This window comes from Echinicola rosea, from assembly GCF_005281475.1.
Classification (GTDB): domain Bacteria; phylum Bacteroidota; class Bacteroidia; order Cytophagales; family Cyclobacteriaceae; genus Echinicola; species Echinicola rosea.
Map to the genome: position 1 here is coordinate 5,638,984 of NZ_CP040106.1, position 17,569 is coordinate 5,656,552.

Sequence of the window (17,569 nt, forward strand, 5' to 3'; positions counted from 1 at the left end):
CTTTTAGATCATAAATATTATAAATTATTTTATTTAATAGGGTTTTCTTCTAATTCAAAAAAATGCCTCGGAATATTGCGTATTTACGTGTCTCTACCTTAGACCAGGATCTGGAAAAAAACAAGTCTGACATCCTTCATCTCGCCAATGAAAAGAACTTGGGAAAAGTTGAGTTTGTACAGGAAAAAGTATCAGGTAAGGTTTCCTGGAAGCAGCGGAAAATCGGCCCTTTATTGGAGGATCTAAAAAAAGGTGATGCCATCTTATTAAGCGAGTTCTCCAGGTTAGGCCGGAGTATGTTGGAGTGCATGGAAATAATTTCTATTGCGGTGCAGAAAGGAATCCGGATCTATACCGTTAAAGGTAATTGGCAACTCGATGACACAATCCAAAGCAAAGTCATGGCCATGGTGTTTTCAATGGCATCAGAAATCGAACGGGATTTGATCAGTAAACGAACCAGGGAGTCATTAGCCTCCAAAAAACTGGCAGGAGTCAAGCTTGGCAGACCTAAAGGCCCAGGTAAAAGTAAACTGGATAAATTTAAGCCAGAAATAGAAGCCTTGTTGAATAATGGTTCTACTCAAAAGTTTATTGCAAAACGCTATCAGGTGACAGAGGCAACTTTATCTAATTGGATTAAAAAGAATCAGGTGAAAAAATAGCTTGCCATCATAATTGAGGATGGTTTTTTTCAATTAAAAATGCATGATCAAGGATTTAGGGTTATGGTCCCCTTACTTGGCCAATTTCAATATCCTTAATGCACCCCGAATCACGATTCCGAAAATGATAATACCAATCACTAAATCCGGATACTTGCTTTGGGTAAGGTAAACCAGAACACCGGCTACTATGACCCCTGTATTTATGACGATATCATTTGAGGTGAAAATGGAGGATGCCTGCATATGGGCTTCTTTGCTTTTGGCTTTTTGAATTAGATAAAGTGAAACGGAATTGGCAATTAAAGCCAAGAATGAAACAATTATCATGGTTTGAAATACCGGAATTGATTCCATTCCCAAGAAACGTCTCAATACCTCAACCAATCCAAATACTGCCAATGAGATTTGGAAATAGCCGCTGAGTTTGGCAACACGTTTTTTGCGCATCGTGGAAGCTCCTACGGCCCAAAGACTTAAGGCATACACCAATGCATCTGCCAACATGTCCAATGAATCCGCTATCAGGCCCATTGATTTAGAGATCCAGCCGAACAACATTTCAACAACAAAAAAGACAAAGTTGATGATGAGCACCGCCCAGAGCATTTTCTTTTCTTTTTTATCGTTCTGTGCGATGTTGATTTGATCATTTGTTTCAGCAACAGAAACGAGTTCTGATCCAAGATTTAATTCTTTCAGGAGTTTATCAATCACGTTGCTATCCCCACTATGAACTAATGTCAATGTTCTTTTGGGGATGTCGAAATCAAGATTTTTGATTTCATCCATGCCGTCCAATTTCATCCGGATCAACTGCTCTTCGGATGCGCAATCCATTTGTGATATTTTAAAAACCGTCTTATTCATTCCTTCCTAATTGTTAATGTTCATGCGACTCGCCACCGAACGGCTTTATAAGAATGCCCACCGAAATAACGAAACCGTCAGTGGGGGCATAAATCTCCTGAAAAACGGGATTTCGGATAGTACCTGCCACCTCCGGAGAAAACCTGTTTTGCCTTCTATCTGTGAAGTTTTCGAAGTTGATGTAAGGGCTGCCCCAATTAAAATGTCTCTGCAACAACAAACCCAATAGCAAATAATCCCGGGTTTCGGCACCGTTGGAAAGATATTGCTTTCCGGTGTAATACATTTCGTAGCCGATTCTCCACTTTTCATTTTCGTACATCAACACCGTACCCGCATTATGTTTCGGTGTCAAAGGTTTTTGGGGACTGCCCGGAAGGTAGTTTAGCCTGGTATCGATGAATGCATAGTTGAGGAACCACCTAAAGTCATTTAAACTGAGTTTCAAGTTGGTTTCACTCCCCAAACTCTGGAGGTTATCAGGCGCATTGCCAAATGCATATTGACCTGTAGGCGTGGATTCCAACAACAAAGCATCGGAAATATAGGTGGTATAAAAAAGCTGGTTAACAGAAAGGAATAAATTGTCTGACAACGGCGTCCGGTAGTTGAAATCCAGGTTGACGCCATAGGATCTTTCGGCCTCCATGGTGCTTTTGTCCAGGGGCAGTACGTTCCGGTAATGTAACATAGCCGCCTCCTCTGTAAACAAATCAGGTATTTTGTAGCCTAACCCACCACCTAAGCGGGTAGAAAACTTTTCATTTACATTCCATAAAAGAGAAATCCGGGGCAAGGTGAAGAAACCCCAATCTACCGAATAATCCCCCCTGAAACCTGTTTCGAGCGCAAGGGAATTGGCTAAATCGGTGGTGTTGTTTCCAAACACACCGTAGGTAACATCATTTTGATCCCTTGGCATTACCTCCCTATTTTCTATAAATGAATCGGTATAAAGATTGGCACCAAAAATCCAGTCTGATTTGTCGTATCTCTTCGCGTAGGATATTTCTGAAAAGGTATTTGTCTGTTTCCCATCAAAGGTATAACCGGGGAGCGTCAATACCCGATCAAAAAATGATACGCTGTTTTTAACGGTAATATCCTGATCATCACCGAGGGAAAGCTCATAAGCAGCCTGGGTACTTATTCTATTGGATTCATTTGTTTCAAAATACTGATGAATGCCGCCAACTTCGTTCCTTACCACCTCCATGTCTCCCCCTTCTCTTTTGTCCAATGTAGCATTGATACCTAACCATAATGTTGATCTTTCTGAGGGATAATAGAATATTTTAGGATTGATGGATAAGGTTGTGGTTTTTGGGATATTTGTGAAACTGTCACTGTCCGGATTATATGGGCTATGGTAATGACCTGCACCATAAAGGGTAACACCGAATTTTTCACCCCGCTTGCTGTAGAAAATATTTCCGGTACTTCCGCCAACATGGGTTTGGGATAATAATAAATCCAGACTTGGATCTTCTTCGGGTCTTCTATGTTGAAAAACAAGAGAATCAGCCAAAATCCTTTCATATAGGGTGTTTTTTTACAGTTTTCTCCCATAGTTTGTCAAAACAATCGACTAACTTGAAAGTGTTGGGCCGAAACGGAATCAAGCTCTGCCGGGGGGCAACTTGCCAGGGATAGGTCCTTCCGATGAATTATATTCATTTTAACTGCGGGCTTGGGAATCCCTGTCCGCAGTTTTCAGTATAATTCAGAAGCGGTATGCCTAAGAAAACCCCACCGGTGAAACCTGATCTTCACGGCCCGGCTTTTTTATACCGTCAAACTTACCTCTTTAATCAATCTTCTATCAGCGGTCTGTATCTCGCCGCATCGTATTTTCATTTCAAAGAGGAGGGGGATGCAACCTTTGTGTAGCGGTCCTCCCTGTTCAGGGTGCTGCAATCCCAAAATTTCATTTCTTCCCCCATCCTGATTTTCAAGGTATATTTTTCCTTATTATGATACTACTCCGGTCACATATTCTTTCCGGTGGACGATCACATACCTGATCCTGTTCAGCAGTTTCCTGGCAATCCTTATGATGGCCTTGTTCTTTGGCATTGTTTTGATAAGTTCATTGAACTTGGCCATTAATGCCGGATCCTGCCTTATGGCTACCCAGGAGGCTTCGATCAGCATGATCTTCAGCTCCTTTCTTCCTCTGTTGATCAGTTTGCCCACAACCATTTTATCGCCAGACCCATACATTCTTGGCACCAATCCCACATAATTACAGAGTTCATCAAGTCGCTTAAACCTTGTAAAATCTCCCAGCTGGGTCAGAAAGGCCATCGCCGACATTAAGCCTATTCCCGGAACGGTTACCAAAAGATTATAACTGTCCTTATAGCGGGATGTCCGGGAAAGCTCACGGACTTGCCTGTTGATGCCCAACAGCTCCTTTCTTAGGTTATTGACAATTCGCACATAGTTGTCAATGAGTGGACCTACCATCGGATCTGCACCGGAGAGGCTTAACAGCCAATCTGTGTAGGGCCTGGACCAATACCTTGTTTGTGCTGTTGTAAAACGTTCAGCCATGCTTATTCCAAATTGAAACAACAACGACTTGACCCTGTTCTTCTTTCTCGCAATATCTTTTACTATCCGGAACCTCTGACGGACTAACCCCCGGTCAGCTTCCAATTGCCTGTCCGGTATGTGGATGCCCGACAACGCGCCGCTTCTCAGGGACCGCGCCAGTTTTCTGCTGTCGGCCTTATCGGTCTTCTGCAACTTCTCTTTCTGGCTGGTGGGAACATCTGCCGGATTTATCACCATGCAGTTTACACCTAGGTCCCGTAATCGCCGGCAGGACCCAAAACCACTGAACCCCGCCTCATAAACGGCGTGATAGGCAGCTCCCGGGAAGTTCTTTTCAAGATACCGCACCAGTTGCTCCGCATCCGGGTCACGGCTCATCGTCTTGTGTTCGTATTGCTCGCCATAGATGCTGACCTTCCAGCTTTTCTTGTGGTAGTCAATACCTACATAAACAGATTGCCCCTCAAATATCTTTTGACTATCTTTCCTTTGCATAAGCTTGGTTCTTAACGTTTACATGATTTAATACTCTTGTTAAGTTAAGAATTTTGGCTTATGCACTTTTCAAACATAATACCTTTTGGAAACCATATTGACCAAACCCGCAATGGCACCACCACCGTAAAGGGTCGATACACTGCCTTTTATTATTTCAAATTGCGAAAGGTCTAACGGCGGTATCTGCATAATGCTCAAATCACCGGAAAAACCACCGTATAAAGGAAACCCGTCCCGTAGTAATTGGGTGTACCTTCCGTCCAAACCCTGTATCCTTATACTTCTGTTTCCGCTGCTGAGGCTTGTTTGTTGAATCTGGATGCCTGTACTTTCCCGCAGTACCATGGAGATATTTGTGGAATTCATCAATGCTTTTTCTTCCAACTCTTCGCCGCCTATAAATTCAACACGGGTAGGGATGTCCGTTATGGTACGGGTACTCCGTGTGGCTTGTATTACCACTTCATTCAAGCTTTCTTCTGATTCCTCCAGATAGTAGGTAAAGGTATAAGAGGTGGACGAAATTGTGATATTGTCTTTTAGTTTTTCAAATCCAATATAGGAAACTTCGATTCCGTAGGTACCCTCCTTCAGGTTTTCAATAATACCGACGCCGTTTATATCTGTTGTAGTCCCTATGGATAATTGCGGAATAAATATAGTAGCCCCAATTAGTTCTTCTTTGTTTTCCTCATCCAGCACCTTAACGCTTAAGGTAATATCTTGACCCAATAATAGGGTCGTTGAAAAAATCAGTAAGGTTAATGAAAGAAGTATCTTTGTCATTTCAGATTGTTATTTATCAGAATTTTAGACAAAGGTAGAGCAATCGGGCTGCAACCCGATTGCAAAGTTTAACGGTTGCACTTATCGCACAATCCTTTGATTACCATATTGGCTTGTTCCATTTTGAAATTTTTGGGAAGGTTTACAGTCTGAACAGGGTAATCCAGAAGGCAATAGGTAAGATTGCATGATGTGCAGTAAAAGTGGTAATGAAGATCTTCAGGGTCACAATTGCAGCCTTCAACACAGACGGCATATTTTGTCATGCCCGAGCCGTCTTCGATGCTGTGAATGACTTTGTGTTCCTCGAAGGTTTTCAAAGTGCGAAATATGGAGCTACGGTCGGTCTGAGTAAGTGAAGCTTCAATTTCTTTCAAAGATTGCGCCTGCTTTTGCTCTACCAGGTGGCGCAGGACAACAATCCTTACTGCCGTGGGTTTAACCTGCTTTATTCGAAATATTTCTTCTATTTGCTTCATTATAAAAGACAGAGGTTTTTCATATCCCAATTTAGGATTTCCTTTTTACCAAAGAGCCGGGTTGTTATTGCGGCCTAAAACCGGAAACAACGATTCTGTATTATAAGTTATGGAAATGTAATTAACTCCCTTTTGGTCTTTCACATTCCCGGTCTGCCTCACCGGTCACACCCATTTCGCATATTCCTTATTCTCGGTTAAGGAAACATCTTTTGCTGGATAATATTTGTTTTTTAACCAGAAGGAGACCCTCACCAATAATATCAATGCCGGAACTTCTACCAAGGGACCGATCACTCCCGTGAATGCCTGACCTGAGTTCAGGCCAAAAACAGCAATTGCTACGGCTATGGCAAGCTCAAAATTATTTCCGGCAGCTGTAAATGCAACTGCCGCATTTTGATCGTAAGGGGCACCCATGGCTTTGGAAAAGAAAAAGCCGATGATGAACATCAGTGCGAAATAAATAAGCATCGGCACGGCAATCCGTACCACATCCATGGGTATTTCCACGATTAGTTCACCCTTCAAAGAAAACATCACCACAATGGTAAACAGCAACGCAACAAGGGTTAGTGGGGATATAGCAGGAATAAACTTGTTGTTATACCAATTTGCCCCTTTCCATTTAACAAGAAAGACCCTGCTCAGCAAGCCTGCCAGGAAAGGAACGCCTAGATAAATAGCCACACTTTCCGCAATTTTCCCGATTGAAATATCTATCAGCGCACCTTCAAAACCAAAATACGGGGGAAGAACCGTAATAAACAACCAGGCATAAAAGCTATATCCAAACACCTGGAATATACTGTTTAAGGCTACCAATCCGGCACCGTACTCATTGCTGCCTTCGGCGAGGTCGTTCCATACCAGAACCATGGCGATACAACGGGCCAGACCGATAAGTATCAACCCTACCATATACTCAGGATAATCATGGAGGAAAACCAGGGCCAGGATAAACATTAGAACCGGCCCGATCACCCAATTCAAAGCCAATGAAACGGATAGGAGTTTCACATTTTTAAATACCTTCGGCAAATGGGCATAATTTACCTTTGCCAAAGGAGGGTACATCATCAGTATAAGCCCTATGGCAATAGGAATGTTTGTACTCCCACTGCTGAAGGAATTTATATAGTCCGCACTGGTTGGGACAAAATTACCTAAAGCCACTCCAAGCCCCATAGCTAGGAAGATCCACAGCGTAAGATAGCTGTCGAGAAATCGCAATTTCTTTTTGGTAGACATATTATTGTTTTTTTTCTATCTGAGAAAACACATAAAACAGTTCAGAGGCTATCTGTAGGCTCCGTTCCATGTATTTTTCTTCCTGTTGGGGGGTGTTGTCGAATAATTTTGGGTCTTCAAAGGTTATAGGGATGCGCTTTTCTGCCCCTTCTATAAAAGGGCAATTTCCATCAGCCTGGGAACAGGTCATAATCGCCGCAAATCCGGATCTGGGGTTAAAATCATGATCGTATTTCTTGGAAAAACCAATGACTGGATGTTCGTTATCCGAATACTTAATGCTGTAAGCAGGATTGGTGCCTTCCGCAAAAGCAATGATCTTAAAACCTGATTTTTCCAGAGCTTTTGCCGCCATTGGAAATAAGGCCGTTGCTTCCGTACCTCCGGAATAACTGAAAACATTTTTCAGCCCTAAATGAAATGCGATTGCCTGTGCCCACACTTGTGACAAATGGCTCCTTCTTGAGTTATGGGTACAGATAAAGTTTAGCCTGATTTCTTCGTCATTTGCCACTTTGGCCTGGACAAATTCAATGAGCGGTAGCAATGTGGTTCTACGTTCACTGGATATTCCTGTGACATCAAGTGAATCAACCACTTCTTTTATTTTGGGAAATAACATTTGAATAAAGGTATTTTTTTAGAATGGGAAATTAGCAACAGCCTGAATTGGGGGTACAGCATGAAGCTTCCTGCTCAACGGGCAGCTTATCCTGCGGTATCCCACACTTGTCTCTGGCCAGACAATCCGTCTGTTTGGTTGTCAGCAAAAAGCTTTTGCCGTCGTAATCCAAACCATATTTTCCAATGGTCTCACCCTGGTATTCCACCTCTATTTCCCAATCCCCAAGCTTTAAAACTTTTTCAGAAAGGGTAATGATATTGGTCAGTTTTTCCGGATGGAGCCTGTGGTCATAATCATTGGCATTCCAAAGCTGGAAATTGATAACAGATTCACTTCGCTCCGTACCCCCGCAATCAATAAAATGCTTTTCGATCCGCCCTACTTCGGTGACATGGAAATGGGCAGACACCTTTTCCCCATCAGGCAAAAGAAATTGTATTTGATCTGATTGATTTAAGATTTGTTTGATTTCTGATAGTCTCATAGCTTTGTTTTTTATGTGTCGGAAATTATTTAAGATTTATTACATTGCTATATTACGATGGAAGAATATAAATTTTTTTAACAACAATTTTCCGGGGAAGAAGGGGTAAATTCGTTAAACATGCGGATAAACTGGCTTTTTATCGCTTCCCACCTAATCGGGTTAATACAATAACACACTCTTGTTCCTTCAATATCCCCCTGGATAATACCTATTTCCTTCAATTCCCGTAAATGCTGGCTGATGGTGGCTTGGGCAAGACCCAGTTCCTGTACCAGATCGCTATTAATACAAGTGTTTGTCTTGAGAAGATATTGAATAATGGCAATACGGGCCGGATGTGCAAACGCCTTGGCGGTTAAAGCCAACTCGTTCTGTACATCTGAAAACAATTCTGATTTGGTTAGTCCCATATTTTATTTATAACATCGTAACATTACGATTAACCGATTAGACTACCAAAATAGTTTCGCCTTATTAAAAAATATTTTTGCTTAGAACGTGTAAGATTTTGGCGCAAGAATCTGGCTTTGTGAGGGATCAAGAATGAAGCTTGTCAGAATTTTCACTAGGGGAAAAAATCCTCCATAGTTGTCATTGGTGACTGCCTATCTTCACAATCTCGGCAAAATAACGCTGAAGAATAGTGGCAACTTACCAGTAAAGTTGACAATTTAGGGGACCTTCCCAGGGCAAACGCATTTAAAAAACGTTCCTATTTGCATTATTATCTGCCGTTCCTACGGAACTTACCCTTTTGTGTGTTTTCATTTTTGGTGCATGCCGTAATGACAATAACCAAATACGGAAATCCTCAAAAAATTCCATGACATGCCCTTTAGGACCGGGCGCAGGTCGATCACCTGCCAAAATAATAAGGAGTGTTCCGCTCAAATAACGTGCGGAACCTGTTGCCGGTAAGGGCGCTGAACCCGCCGATCAGAAACCCAAGCAAGGCGGTGACCAGCATCAGCACCTCCCCATTGCCCATCCCCATGATGTCGGCCATTTGCTCCGGCAGTTGGGAACCGGTATTGACGGTGATCCAGTAGCCCTGCCCCAGCCAGGTCAGGCCAACGCCCAGCCCTGCGGCAAAAAACACCCGGCTGCCATTGCCCCCTATGGCTGCTCCCATGGCGGCCCATACCAACATCATCATCCAATAGGTAAGCCACGGCCCCAATAGAACCGTTGCAATCACGTAAATCACGAGCCAAAGTGCGAATTTCATATCAGTCAGTTGGTTTTAAGGTGGTGGTAAACAACACATTCTCTACATCCTGCGGCGTCCTTAGGCCAAAGTCAATATAATTTCCCTCGGCCCAAGTTTCGATAAAATTATCATAAAACCTGCTGCCAGGATTCCCTGACTGACCTCCCGGATAGATTCCCCGGGCCCTTGTTTCTGGTCCCAGCTCCACCAACATCCTCCAACTGGCACCATGCCGTTCACTGGTAGCATTGACGATGCTGCGCCCGCCGCCCGTAAATATTCCTTCCCTGCTAAAGGCCGAGAAGTTGGCCACCAGGTGCTGGATGGTGGTATTCTTGTATTTTGCCCATACCAGGTCTTCACCGTGCGTTGCTTTGAGGTCTTGGTACGCTCGGGATGCTTGGTCAAAACTTGTCTGCAGGTGGTGCACCACCGTTTCGGTTTGTCCCGTAGTGGCAGGATTGTCAAATATGCTATCGTTTGGCGCATCGCGCATAAGGGAGGTAGTCATAAAATTGTCCGGATAGACGATGGGTCTCTCACCTTGGTCCAACCATTTCCAGACACTCTCCTTAAAGGCATCCCACCATAACTCAAAGGCGACGGGGCCTTTCACATCTGGATCAGCATGGTAATCCCATTTCTCCAATACCCCCAATAACGCCTGTTCCTGCGCATCAAACTTCCTGGTAGTATCTTGTTTCAGCTTTTCCAACATGACGGGCAGTGCCTCCGCGGCATGTAGGTCAAGGTCATCAAACTGCAATGCCTCCATATCCTCCAGGGTAATGTCCTCCATTTCCCTGAGCCGGTTATTGATCCTCCGGTTTCGGTAATCCTCAAAGCTGTTGTCAAAAATATAATAAGGGTAGCTTTCCCCTACTGAATACTGGTTGGCAGAACTCACAAATCCCCGGTCCGGATTCAGGGTCGAAGGATTTTGCCCATATGGGATATAGCCGTTCCACTCAAATACGGGATTGTTCCCATCCATAAGATATTTTCCCTGTTCTGGCCATTTAAGGGGAAATTTCCCCTGTACTTTCATGGCAATATCCCCTTTCGAGGAGGCAAAGACAAAGTTTTGGGCCGGGGCGGTATAATGGTCGAGCGCAGCAAGGTAATCCCCATGGTTGCGGGCCGCATTGAGATCCAAAAAGGTCTGTTGCTCATTGGACCCTTCGTGGGCGGTCCATTTGAGCGCAAAATTCATTTTCTGGTCATTGGGATGGAAGTTTTCATCATAGACCACCGGACCGTAATGGGTATAGATCACGGTGTCCAGATAGGCCACCTCACCTTTCACGGGAATCTCCTCTACGCGGACCGAACTTTGGATCCACTGGTCATTGTATCGGTATTCCAGCCGGTTATGGTCCTTAAAGGTGATGGCGTACCAGTCCCTGACATCCCGCGTGGCGTTGGTTACGCCCCAGGCCACCTGTTCATTGAATCCGCTGATCACTCCCAAGGCTCCGGGCAGGGTGGCGCCCTTTACGGTGTATTCCGGTATGCTCAGCTGCATGGCGTACCACAAACTCGGCAAATTAAGTCCCAAGTGAGGGTCATTGGCCAATATCGGGTGGCCGTTCTTGGTTTTCTCTCCCGCTACCGCCCAGTTATTGGAACCTGTACCGGGTGCCGGGGCAGGCACGGGGTCTATCAGCAGGGAAAAATCGGGGTACACCACGCTGTCCGGCCGATGGACGGGCAAAGGATCAAAATCCCAAACATGGTCGGCCTCGATCACCGGGTCATTGCCTGAGGGGATATCCGGAAACAGCCTGTTGACCATTGACTCGCCCAGGACATGGCGCAAATTGGTAAACTCGATATCCCGGTCCCCGACCAGCATATCTGCCATGTACTTCAATAGCAGCACTGTCTTATAAGGTGTCCATTGTTCGGGCCGATAGTCCAAAATCTTGTACTCTACCGGCATCCGGGAAAGGTCCAGTTGGTCGATGTATTGGTTCACCCCCTGGGTATAGGCACTGATCAGCTCGAGGGTAGCGGGCTCGTTCTCCTCCAGGAACTGAAGTCCCATCTTGGCACCATAGCCCAGCCCCTTCCTTCGCTGCATCCTGTCAAAGTCCAATGCGGCACTGCCCACGATTTCGGCAATACGCCCTCCAGCCGCCCTTGTCTGGAATTCCATTTGCCAAAGACGGTGCTTTGCGGTCACATAGCCTTGGGCCATCATTAGGTCCGCTTTGTTTCCTGCAAAAACATGGGGTATCAGGTGGTCGTCATAGACCACTGTCACAGGGGCCTGCAGCCCTTCCAGTGCCAAAGTTTCCTGAGCAAAGTCGTCTTCGCTATAAGCATTTTGCCAAAACCCATGGTAGGGATCCATCAAATAGCCCAAAGGGGGTACCTGTCCCAAGTTGACCGAAAGGCCCACTGCCAATACCAGGGAAATGATAAACACTATTAAAAAACCGAAATATTTCATAAAACAGGCGTCATGGAGGTAATGTCAGGGCAACAATTCCCGAATTTAAGCCTTAAAAGTGTATTTTCAATTTATCATAGCGGTAATATTTCCAAATCATCAAATTCCCCCTGTTTTTACCCGGACGGACAGTGTTCCATAAAAAAAAGCCCCGGATTGCCGGAGCTTTTTTTTATGGATGTGAAGGGCGTTTACCTTATTGGACCGCAATGGGCAGGCGAAGTTTCTCCCAGCGGATGACCAAGCCCGGGTCTTCCACCGTAATTTTCAGCACTTCCTGGTTTTCGTCCAACCATTCCGGCGTTACGTTTACCCGGAGCACATCGTGCTCCTCTTTATATTGGTAATGGCCGTGCTCAAGGTTCCATTCGGAATTGAAGATCACCGTCCAGTCACCTTCTTTCATCGGCACGGTAAAAATGGAATACTTTCCTGCCGGCAGGGGCTTCCCTTCGACGGTCACGTCATCGGAGATTTCCACAAAGGTGGCCTCGTTTGCCCCTGTCCGCCATACCTCTCCATAGGATTCCAAATTCCCCCAGATCTGGCGGCCGTTTACCGATGGTGCGCCATATTGGACCGACAGGGTCTTGTCGCCCACCTTGCCCACTGACTTTTCGAGTGGGCTGACACGCTCTTCTTCTTTCATTTCCATGGCCTGGGCCTCCTCTTCCTTGGCCGATTCTTCTTCTTTGTTTCCTGAACCTCCACAACTTGACAGCAACGTGGCCATCAAAACGCAACCCACTAAAAATAAATTGTCAAACTTTTTCATAGAGAATACAATAGTTGATTTAAGACGAATTTATACATTTTTTAAACTATCGCTTATTTTTTGGGCAAATAATTCCGCCGTACCTTCCCTTCCCCGGTACCGTTCGCCCCATGTCCACCAATACTGCTACCCTGGCCTTTTCCCTCCCTGTCCACATGCCCACTGGCCATTTGGAACTAATTTCATTGATTTTGTTCCCATCAATGGTAAACTTCTTGATATTCGATTAATCTTCTAGTATTTTCGCTATCCTTTACGTGCTGTCACTACTATGAGGTTTCTGGTATCCATCGTGTTTTTCGTTTCGTTGATCCTGTTTTTTGGTGTAAATATCTCGCCGGAACAACTTTCCTATGCCGGGCTGGTACCAGTGCTCATCCCTGTTTTTCTCCTGATCAATTTGGTCTTGATGGTCATTTTGGTCTTGATGAAAAGAAAGCTTTTCATCCTGCCAATTGTGGCCATTCTTGTGGGATGGCGGTTTATCGGGGTAACCTTGACCTGGAACACCCCTGCTGAGGGGGAGGGACTTTCGGTCATGAGCTATAATGCCCATATGTTCAGTTATGAAAAGTACAAGGCCGATGATCCCAAGGTCGTTCCCAATATATACAACTGGATCAGGGAACAGCATACGGACATCATAGGCATACAGGAATTTTACCAGGACAACACCACCCCCTCCAGAAATGCCATCAAGCTCATTGGAAAGGAAGGAAATTACCATTGCTCTGCCCATTCGGTCGAAGAGCGTAAAGGAAAACGCTTTTTTGGATTGGCCATCTTCTCCAAGTACCCCATTGTCAATGAGGGAAAACTCTTTGACAACCGCAAGACCAACGGGGCGATGTTTGTGGATCTCAAAATACAGCAGGACACCATTCGCGTATATAATGTACATTTGGAATCCATGAGCATCCCGGCCGACCAATTGAACAACATCGACGGGATCAAGGAGAATTACCGCAAAACCTGGAGAAGGCTTAACCGGGGCGTGGTAAGCCGTGCCAGCCAAGTGGATTTACTGGCCGAACATATCAAAAACAGCCCATACCCTTCCATTCTGATGGGGGATTTCAATGATGTCCCCTATAGTTACACCTACTTTACCATTCGCTCAATTCTTGAAAACAGCTTTGAAAGTGCCGGTAAGGGTTTTGGGTTTACTTTTAACAAGGTGTTGTTTTTCCTAAGGATCGATAATATCTTTTACCACCCATCCCTTACTCCATTGCGCTTCAATACCCTCCGGGAAGTGGATTATTCCGACCACTACCCCATCAAGACCGTCTTTGGCCTTGATCCACTGGTTGACAAGGAGCTTCTCCCTTGACCGTGGACCAGGCGTTTCTTGCCCCGTCTCTTTTGGGGATCAATAAGGTTTTTGCCCGGGATATTTCAAAAAGGTAAACGTAGGCATCAGAAATTTTCAAGGAACACGTCCATAAAACATGTCCAAAAAACATTTCTCGGTTTATGGAGCAAGATCAAAGGCAGCTGCTCCCTGGGATGCGCCAAGGCAATGACCTCCAAGGTGGTACGCTTTTTATCCACTTCCTGGAAAGTAAAAAAATGATAGTGGGAAAAAGCGAATATCCCTGCGCGCTTACTTGTTCCCTTCATCTTATTCCTCAGGCACAACTCTATTTGTGGCGGTCCGCACGCAACGGTGAGCGTGTGGTAGGATTTGGGGATCTCCCGTAACAGGGATTGCCTGGGGCCAACCAGGATGGCACTGAGTAATTTCAGGTCCTTCTCCTCCTGGTTGACAGGAGAACGTCCCATTCTGCCCTTAAAACCGCTTGACAGTGCTTGGTATAACATTAACTCGCTGTTGGAGCTGTACATTGACATATAATATCTATTGGTAGGGTGAACGATTAACCAGGGTGATAGCCAGTTGATACGACCTGCTGGTATCAGGGCATTATTTGAACCCGCATTATGCACTAACCTATCTACGCCGCAGCGCACAAGTATGGCGACCTGACACTACTTCAAAATCAGTCGCTTCGCTGCTGTTTTCGATTCTATCTAGCGGCAGACAGGTTCACCATAGCGATGCTATGATCCAATCTCCAAATAGGCTTAGGTGTGACTTGGCTCTGGATCAAAGGTGTATTCATCCAATCACTTCTCCATTCACCCTCATGGAAGACATGAACAGTTTTCAGCAGGCCGTTGCCTACAGGGTACCATGACCATTTTAGGCCTGAAATGATATGTTCCACAACGGACATGGCCAAAGGTAAACTGATGGGCAGAGGGCCAAACGCCGCTTACAGCCCTGAAATAGGATTGATGGGGTGATCATGTAATGTTTCGATAAAACAGGCCGCTGCAAACCGGACCAGTGAACTTCCCTTCGGATTACAATTGCTCCCTGCCATCGCTTAAGTGGATTACTTCGCTTACCCGTTGGAGGGAGTCGAAGGCAATTTGGATTTCCTCTTTCGATGTCAGGGGCACTGGATACCGATAGGTACTGTCAAGGCCATTTGGAACCACTTCTTCCGGATTTCCCATTATTCTAATTGCTTCCGGTTTTTCAGCACCGACGTGGATGTCATACGACCTGGCAACGCTGTGCCACTCCACCTGCTGCTTTAGGTCATAGCATTTCCAGGCAATGGCAATAACCGCAGCGCCCAATACGCCCAGTAACAATGGGACAATTTTGATCATAACAAAGATTTATCGTTTTAGCACCATTAAAACCATTTTAGTGACAAATTGTTTGAAAATGCCCAAAAAAAATTTTCATCCCCAAAATCATACCGATTATTTGTCCCCGTACTGCACAGGACTGCCCTCGGGACCATTCTCCCTTCCTTTCATTTGCCCTGTCCCCCTTGAAGCTTTGATAAGCGGTTTAGGTGTTTTTTAGTTTTTATTTTACTTTTGAAAAAATTTATAACTATGAGATTAATACGTTCAACCGCTTTATTAGCTTTCGGTTTATGCTGTACCGTGGGCCTGAAAGCCCAGACTACCCGCTGGCAGCAGGCCGTAAACTATGAGATGGACGTCGAAATGGACGTCGAGCGCAACCAGTATGAAGGCCAACAGACCTTGGAATACACCAATAATTCACCTGACACCCTTTCCCGGGTTTTTTACCACCTTTATTTCAATGCCTTCCAGCCCAACTCCATGATGGATGTAAGGTCCAGGACCATTGCGGATGCGGATCGCCGTGTACAGGACCGCATCTCCAACCTTACCCCTGAAGAAATCGGCTACCTAAAGGTCAATTCCCTCAAAATGGACGGCAAAAAAGTGGACTACGAGCACGTAGGCACCATCCTTGAAGTATCCTTGGACGAGCCCATATTGCCCAACAGTACGGTCGAATTTTCCATGGATTTTGAAGGCCAGGTTCCTTTGCAAATTCGCCGTTCCGGTCGTGACAACAAAGAAGGCGTCCGTTACTCCATGTCACAGTGGTACCCAAAAATGGCCAACTATGACGATCAGGGCTGGCACGCCAACCCGTATATCGGAAGGGAGTTTTACGGCATCTGGGGAGATTTTGACGTAAAAATCACCATTGATAAGTCCTACATCCTGGGCGGTACCGGTTACCTGCAAAACCCAGAGGAAATAGGATATGGCTATGAAGAAGAAGGCCAAAAGGTAAAAAGGCCAAGGGGCAAGACCCTCACTTGGCACTTCAAGGCCCCGCAAGTCCATGACTTCATGTGGGCGGCAGACCCGAAATATACCCATGACAAAATCCAGATGGACAATGGCATTACCATCCACCACCTGTACATCAAAAACAGCAAGACGGAAGGCAACTGGGAAAAACTCAAGGAATACTCCCCGAAGTCCATGGCCTTTTTGAGCGAGCATTTTGGACAGTATCCCTATAAGCAATATTCCATCATCCAGGGCGGCGATGGCGGCATGGAATACCCCATGTCCACCCTCATTACCGGAGAGCGCTCCCTACCAAGCCTGGTCGGCGTAACCGTCCACGAAATGGCGCACAGCTGGTTCCAAGGTGTCCTGGCTACCAACGAGGCCCTTTATCCCTGGATGGATGAAGGATTTACCACCTATGCCACCAACCTCACCATGGCCAATATTTTCTCCGAAGAGCCTTCTGATTTCCCCCAAAGGGGAGCCTATGCAGGTTATGAAAGACTGGCAAAATCAGGTAGGGAAGAACCCATGACGACCCACTCGGACCATTACCATACCAACTATGCGTACGGCTCTGCGGCCTATTCCAAGGGTGCCGTTTTTATTTCCCAACTGGGCTATATCATCGGAGAGGAAAACCGCGACCGGGCAATGCTGAACTATTTCAACGATTGGAAGTTCAAGCATCCCAAGACCAATGACATTATCCGTGAAATGGAAAGACAAAGTGGGCTGGAGCTGGACTGGTACAAAGAATACTGGGTTTATAGCACCAAATCCATTGATTATGCCGTAAAGTCCGTGGAAGCAGCCGGGGACGGCACCAAGATCACCTTACAACGTGATGGACTGATGCCAATGCCCATTGACCTGGTCATTACCTACGAAGACGGCAGCCAGGAAACGGTCTATCTTCCCTTGGTCATCCAACGTGGCAACAAGCCCGAAGAGGAAGGCATGCCAAAACGCATCCTTACCCAACGTTGGCCTTGGACAAACATCACCAAAGAAGTGACCATTGAAAGGCCTTTTTCCCAAATTCAAAAAGTGGAAATAGACCCAAGTAAGAGAATGGCTGACATTGATAGGGAAAACAATGTCTTTCCGGCAGAGACAAAAGAAGAATAAGACGATCTTTATGACAACATTTCAAGAGGCTGGCCTAGGGGCCAGCCTCTTTTTATGGCCACAGAAATGTGGTATTTCCGCTCACCCTTCCGTCCTGGTCAGGAAACCAAATTTTAGTGTCATGAAGGCACTT

The 17,569-nt window shown here is 45.5% G+C and carries 18 protein-coding genes; 3 read left to right on the forward strand and 15 right to left on the reverse strand.

All coding sequences use genetic code 11. The features are described 5' to 3' along the window. Window positions 1–62 precede the first annotated feature (62 nt). Window positions 63–665, forward strand: coding sequence for a recombinase family protein (locus FDP09_RS21905; RefSeq protein ID WP_137404634.1), 603 nt, complete (start codon window positions 63–65; stop codon window positions 663–665). A gap of 72 nt (window positions 666–737) precedes the next feature. Here FDP09_RS21905 and FDP09_RS21910 read toward each other — a convergent pair whose 3' ends face one another. From FDP09_RS21910 to FDP09_RS21965, 12 genes are all read right to left on the reverse strand, one after another. Then, complete coding sequence (locus tag FDP09_RS21910) at window positions 738–1,535, reverse strand: cation transporter (RefSeq protein ID WP_137404635.1); 798 nt, start codon at window positions 1,533–1,535, stop codon at window positions 738–740. A 13-nt stretch (window positions 1,536–1,548) separates the two neighbouring features. After that, window positions 1,549–3,063, reverse strand: a complete 1,515-nt coding sequence (locus FDP09_RS21915; protein WP_137404636.1) for a TonB-dependent receptor plug domain-containing protein — start codon at window positions 3,061–3,063, stop codon at window positions 1,549–1,551. 443 nt (window positions 3,064–3,506) lie between these two features. Further along, window positions 3,507–4,589, reverse strand: coding sequence for an IS110 family RNA-guided transposase (locus FDP09_RS21920; protein ID WP_137402300.1), 1,083 nt, complete (start codon window positions 4,587–4,589; stop codon window positions 3,507–3,509). A 69-nt stretch (window positions 4,590–4,658) separates the two neighbouring features. Beyond that, the gene (locus FDP09_RS21925) at window positions 4,659–5,378 is read right to left on the reverse strand and encodes a TonB-dependent receptor (protein WP_187328747.1); all 720 of its coding nucleotides are present in this window, start codon (window positions 5,376–5,378) and stop codon (window positions 4,659–4,661) included. A 68-nt stretch (window positions 5,379–5,446) separates the two neighbouring features. Then, on the reverse strand, window positions 5,447–5,857 hold the full coding sequence (locus FDP09_RS21930; protein ID WP_137404637.1) for a Fur family transcriptional regulator: 411 nt from the start codon (window positions 5,855–5,857) through the stop codon (window positions 5,447–5,449). A 165-nt stretch (window positions 5,858–6,022) separates the two neighbouring features. Next, window positions 6,023–7,108 (reverse strand): ACR3 family arsenite efflux transporter, encoded by a 1,086-nt coding sequence (arsB, locus tag FDP09_RS21935; RefSeq protein ID WP_137404638.1) that lies wholly within the window; start codon window positions 7,106–7,108, stop codon window positions 6,023–6,025. 1 nt (window position 7,109) lies between these two features. After that, on the reverse strand, window positions 7,110–7,730 hold the full coding sequence (locus FDP09_RS21940; protein WP_137404639.1) for an arsenate-mycothiol transferase ArsC: 621 nt from the start codon (window positions 7,728–7,730) through the stop codon (window positions 7,110–7,112). A 31-nt stretch (window positions 7,731–7,761) separates the two neighbouring features. Continuing rightward, window positions 7,762–8,217, reverse strand: a complete 456-nt coding sequence (locus tag FDP09_RS21945; protein WP_137404640.1) for a DUF6428 family protein — start codon at window positions 8,215–8,217, stop codon at window positions 7,762–7,764. A gap of 77 nt (window positions 8,218–8,294) precedes the next feature. Further along, on the reverse strand, window positions 8,295–8,630 hold the full coding sequence (locus tag FDP09_RS21950) for an ArsR/SmtB family transcription factor (RefSeq protein WP_137404641.1): 336 nt from the start codon (window positions 8,628–8,630) through the stop codon (window positions 8,295–8,297). Between the two features lie 446 nt (window positions 8,631–9,076). Beyond that, on the reverse strand, window positions 9,077–9,418 hold the full coding sequence (locus FDP09_RS21955) for a hypothetical protein (RefSeq protein WP_229683548.1): 342 nt from the start codon (window positions 9,416–9,418) through the stop codon (window positions 9,077–9,079). A gap of 31 nt (window positions 9,419–9,449) precedes the next feature. Next, window positions 9,450–11,885 carry a penicillin acylase family protein gene (locus tag FDP09_RS21960; protein ID WP_137404643.1) on the reverse strand — a complete coding sequence of 812 codons (2,436 nt, stop codon included), beginning with the start codon at window positions 11,883–11,885 and terminating at the stop codon, window positions 9,450–9,452. A 196-nt stretch (window positions 11,886–12,081) separates the two neighbouring features. Continuing rightward, the gene (locus FDP09_RS21965) at window positions 12,082–12,660 is read right to left on the reverse strand and encodes a DUF2911 domain-containing protein (protein WP_137404644.1); all 579 of its coding nucleotides are present in this window, start codon (window positions 12,658–12,660) and stop codon (window positions 12,082–12,084) included. 271 nt (window positions 12,661–12,931) lie between these two features. Between FDP09_RS21965 and FDP09_RS21970 the strand changes: the two genes are divergently transcribed. Then, window positions 12,932–13,993, forward strand: a complete 1,062-nt coding sequence (locus tag FDP09_RS21970) for an endonuclease/exonuclease/phosphatase family protein (protein WP_137404645.1) — start codon at window positions 12,932–12,934, stop codon at window positions 13,991–13,993. 86 nt (window positions 13,994–14,079) lie between these two features. Here the strand turns inward: FDP09_RS21970 and FDP09_RS21975 are convergent, their stop codons facing one another. The 3 genes from FDP09_RS21975 to FDP09_RS21985 form a co-directional block, all read right to left on the reverse strand. Continuing rightward, the gene (locus FDP09_RS21975; protein WP_137404646.1) at window positions 14,080–14,484 is read right to left on the reverse strand and encodes a hypothetical protein; all 405 of its coding nucleotides are present in this window, start codon (window positions 14,482–14,484) and stop codon (window positions 14,080–14,082) included. Between the two features lie 206 nt (window positions 14,485–14,690). Further along, on the reverse strand, window positions 14,691–14,900 hold the full coding sequence (locus tag FDP09_RS21980) for a hypothetical protein (protein ID WP_137404647.1): 210 nt from the start codon (window positions 14,898–14,900) through the stop codon (window positions 14,691–14,693). Window positions 14,901–15,030: 130 nt separating this feature from the next. Next, a complete protein-coding gene (locus FDP09_RS21985; RefSeq protein ID WP_137404648.1) occupies window positions 15,031–15,345 on the reverse strand; it encodes a hypothetical protein in 315 nt (104 codons plus the stop codon). A gap of 234 nt (window positions 15,346–15,579) precedes the next feature. Between FDP09_RS21985 and FDP09_RS21990 the strand changes: the two genes are divergently transcribed. Further along, entirely contained in the window at window positions 15,580–17,436 is a 1,857-nt protein-coding gene (locus FDP09_RS21990; RefSeq protein ID WP_137404649.1) for a M1 family metallopeptidase, read from the forward strand. Window positions 17,437–17,569 lie beyond the last annotated feature (133 nt).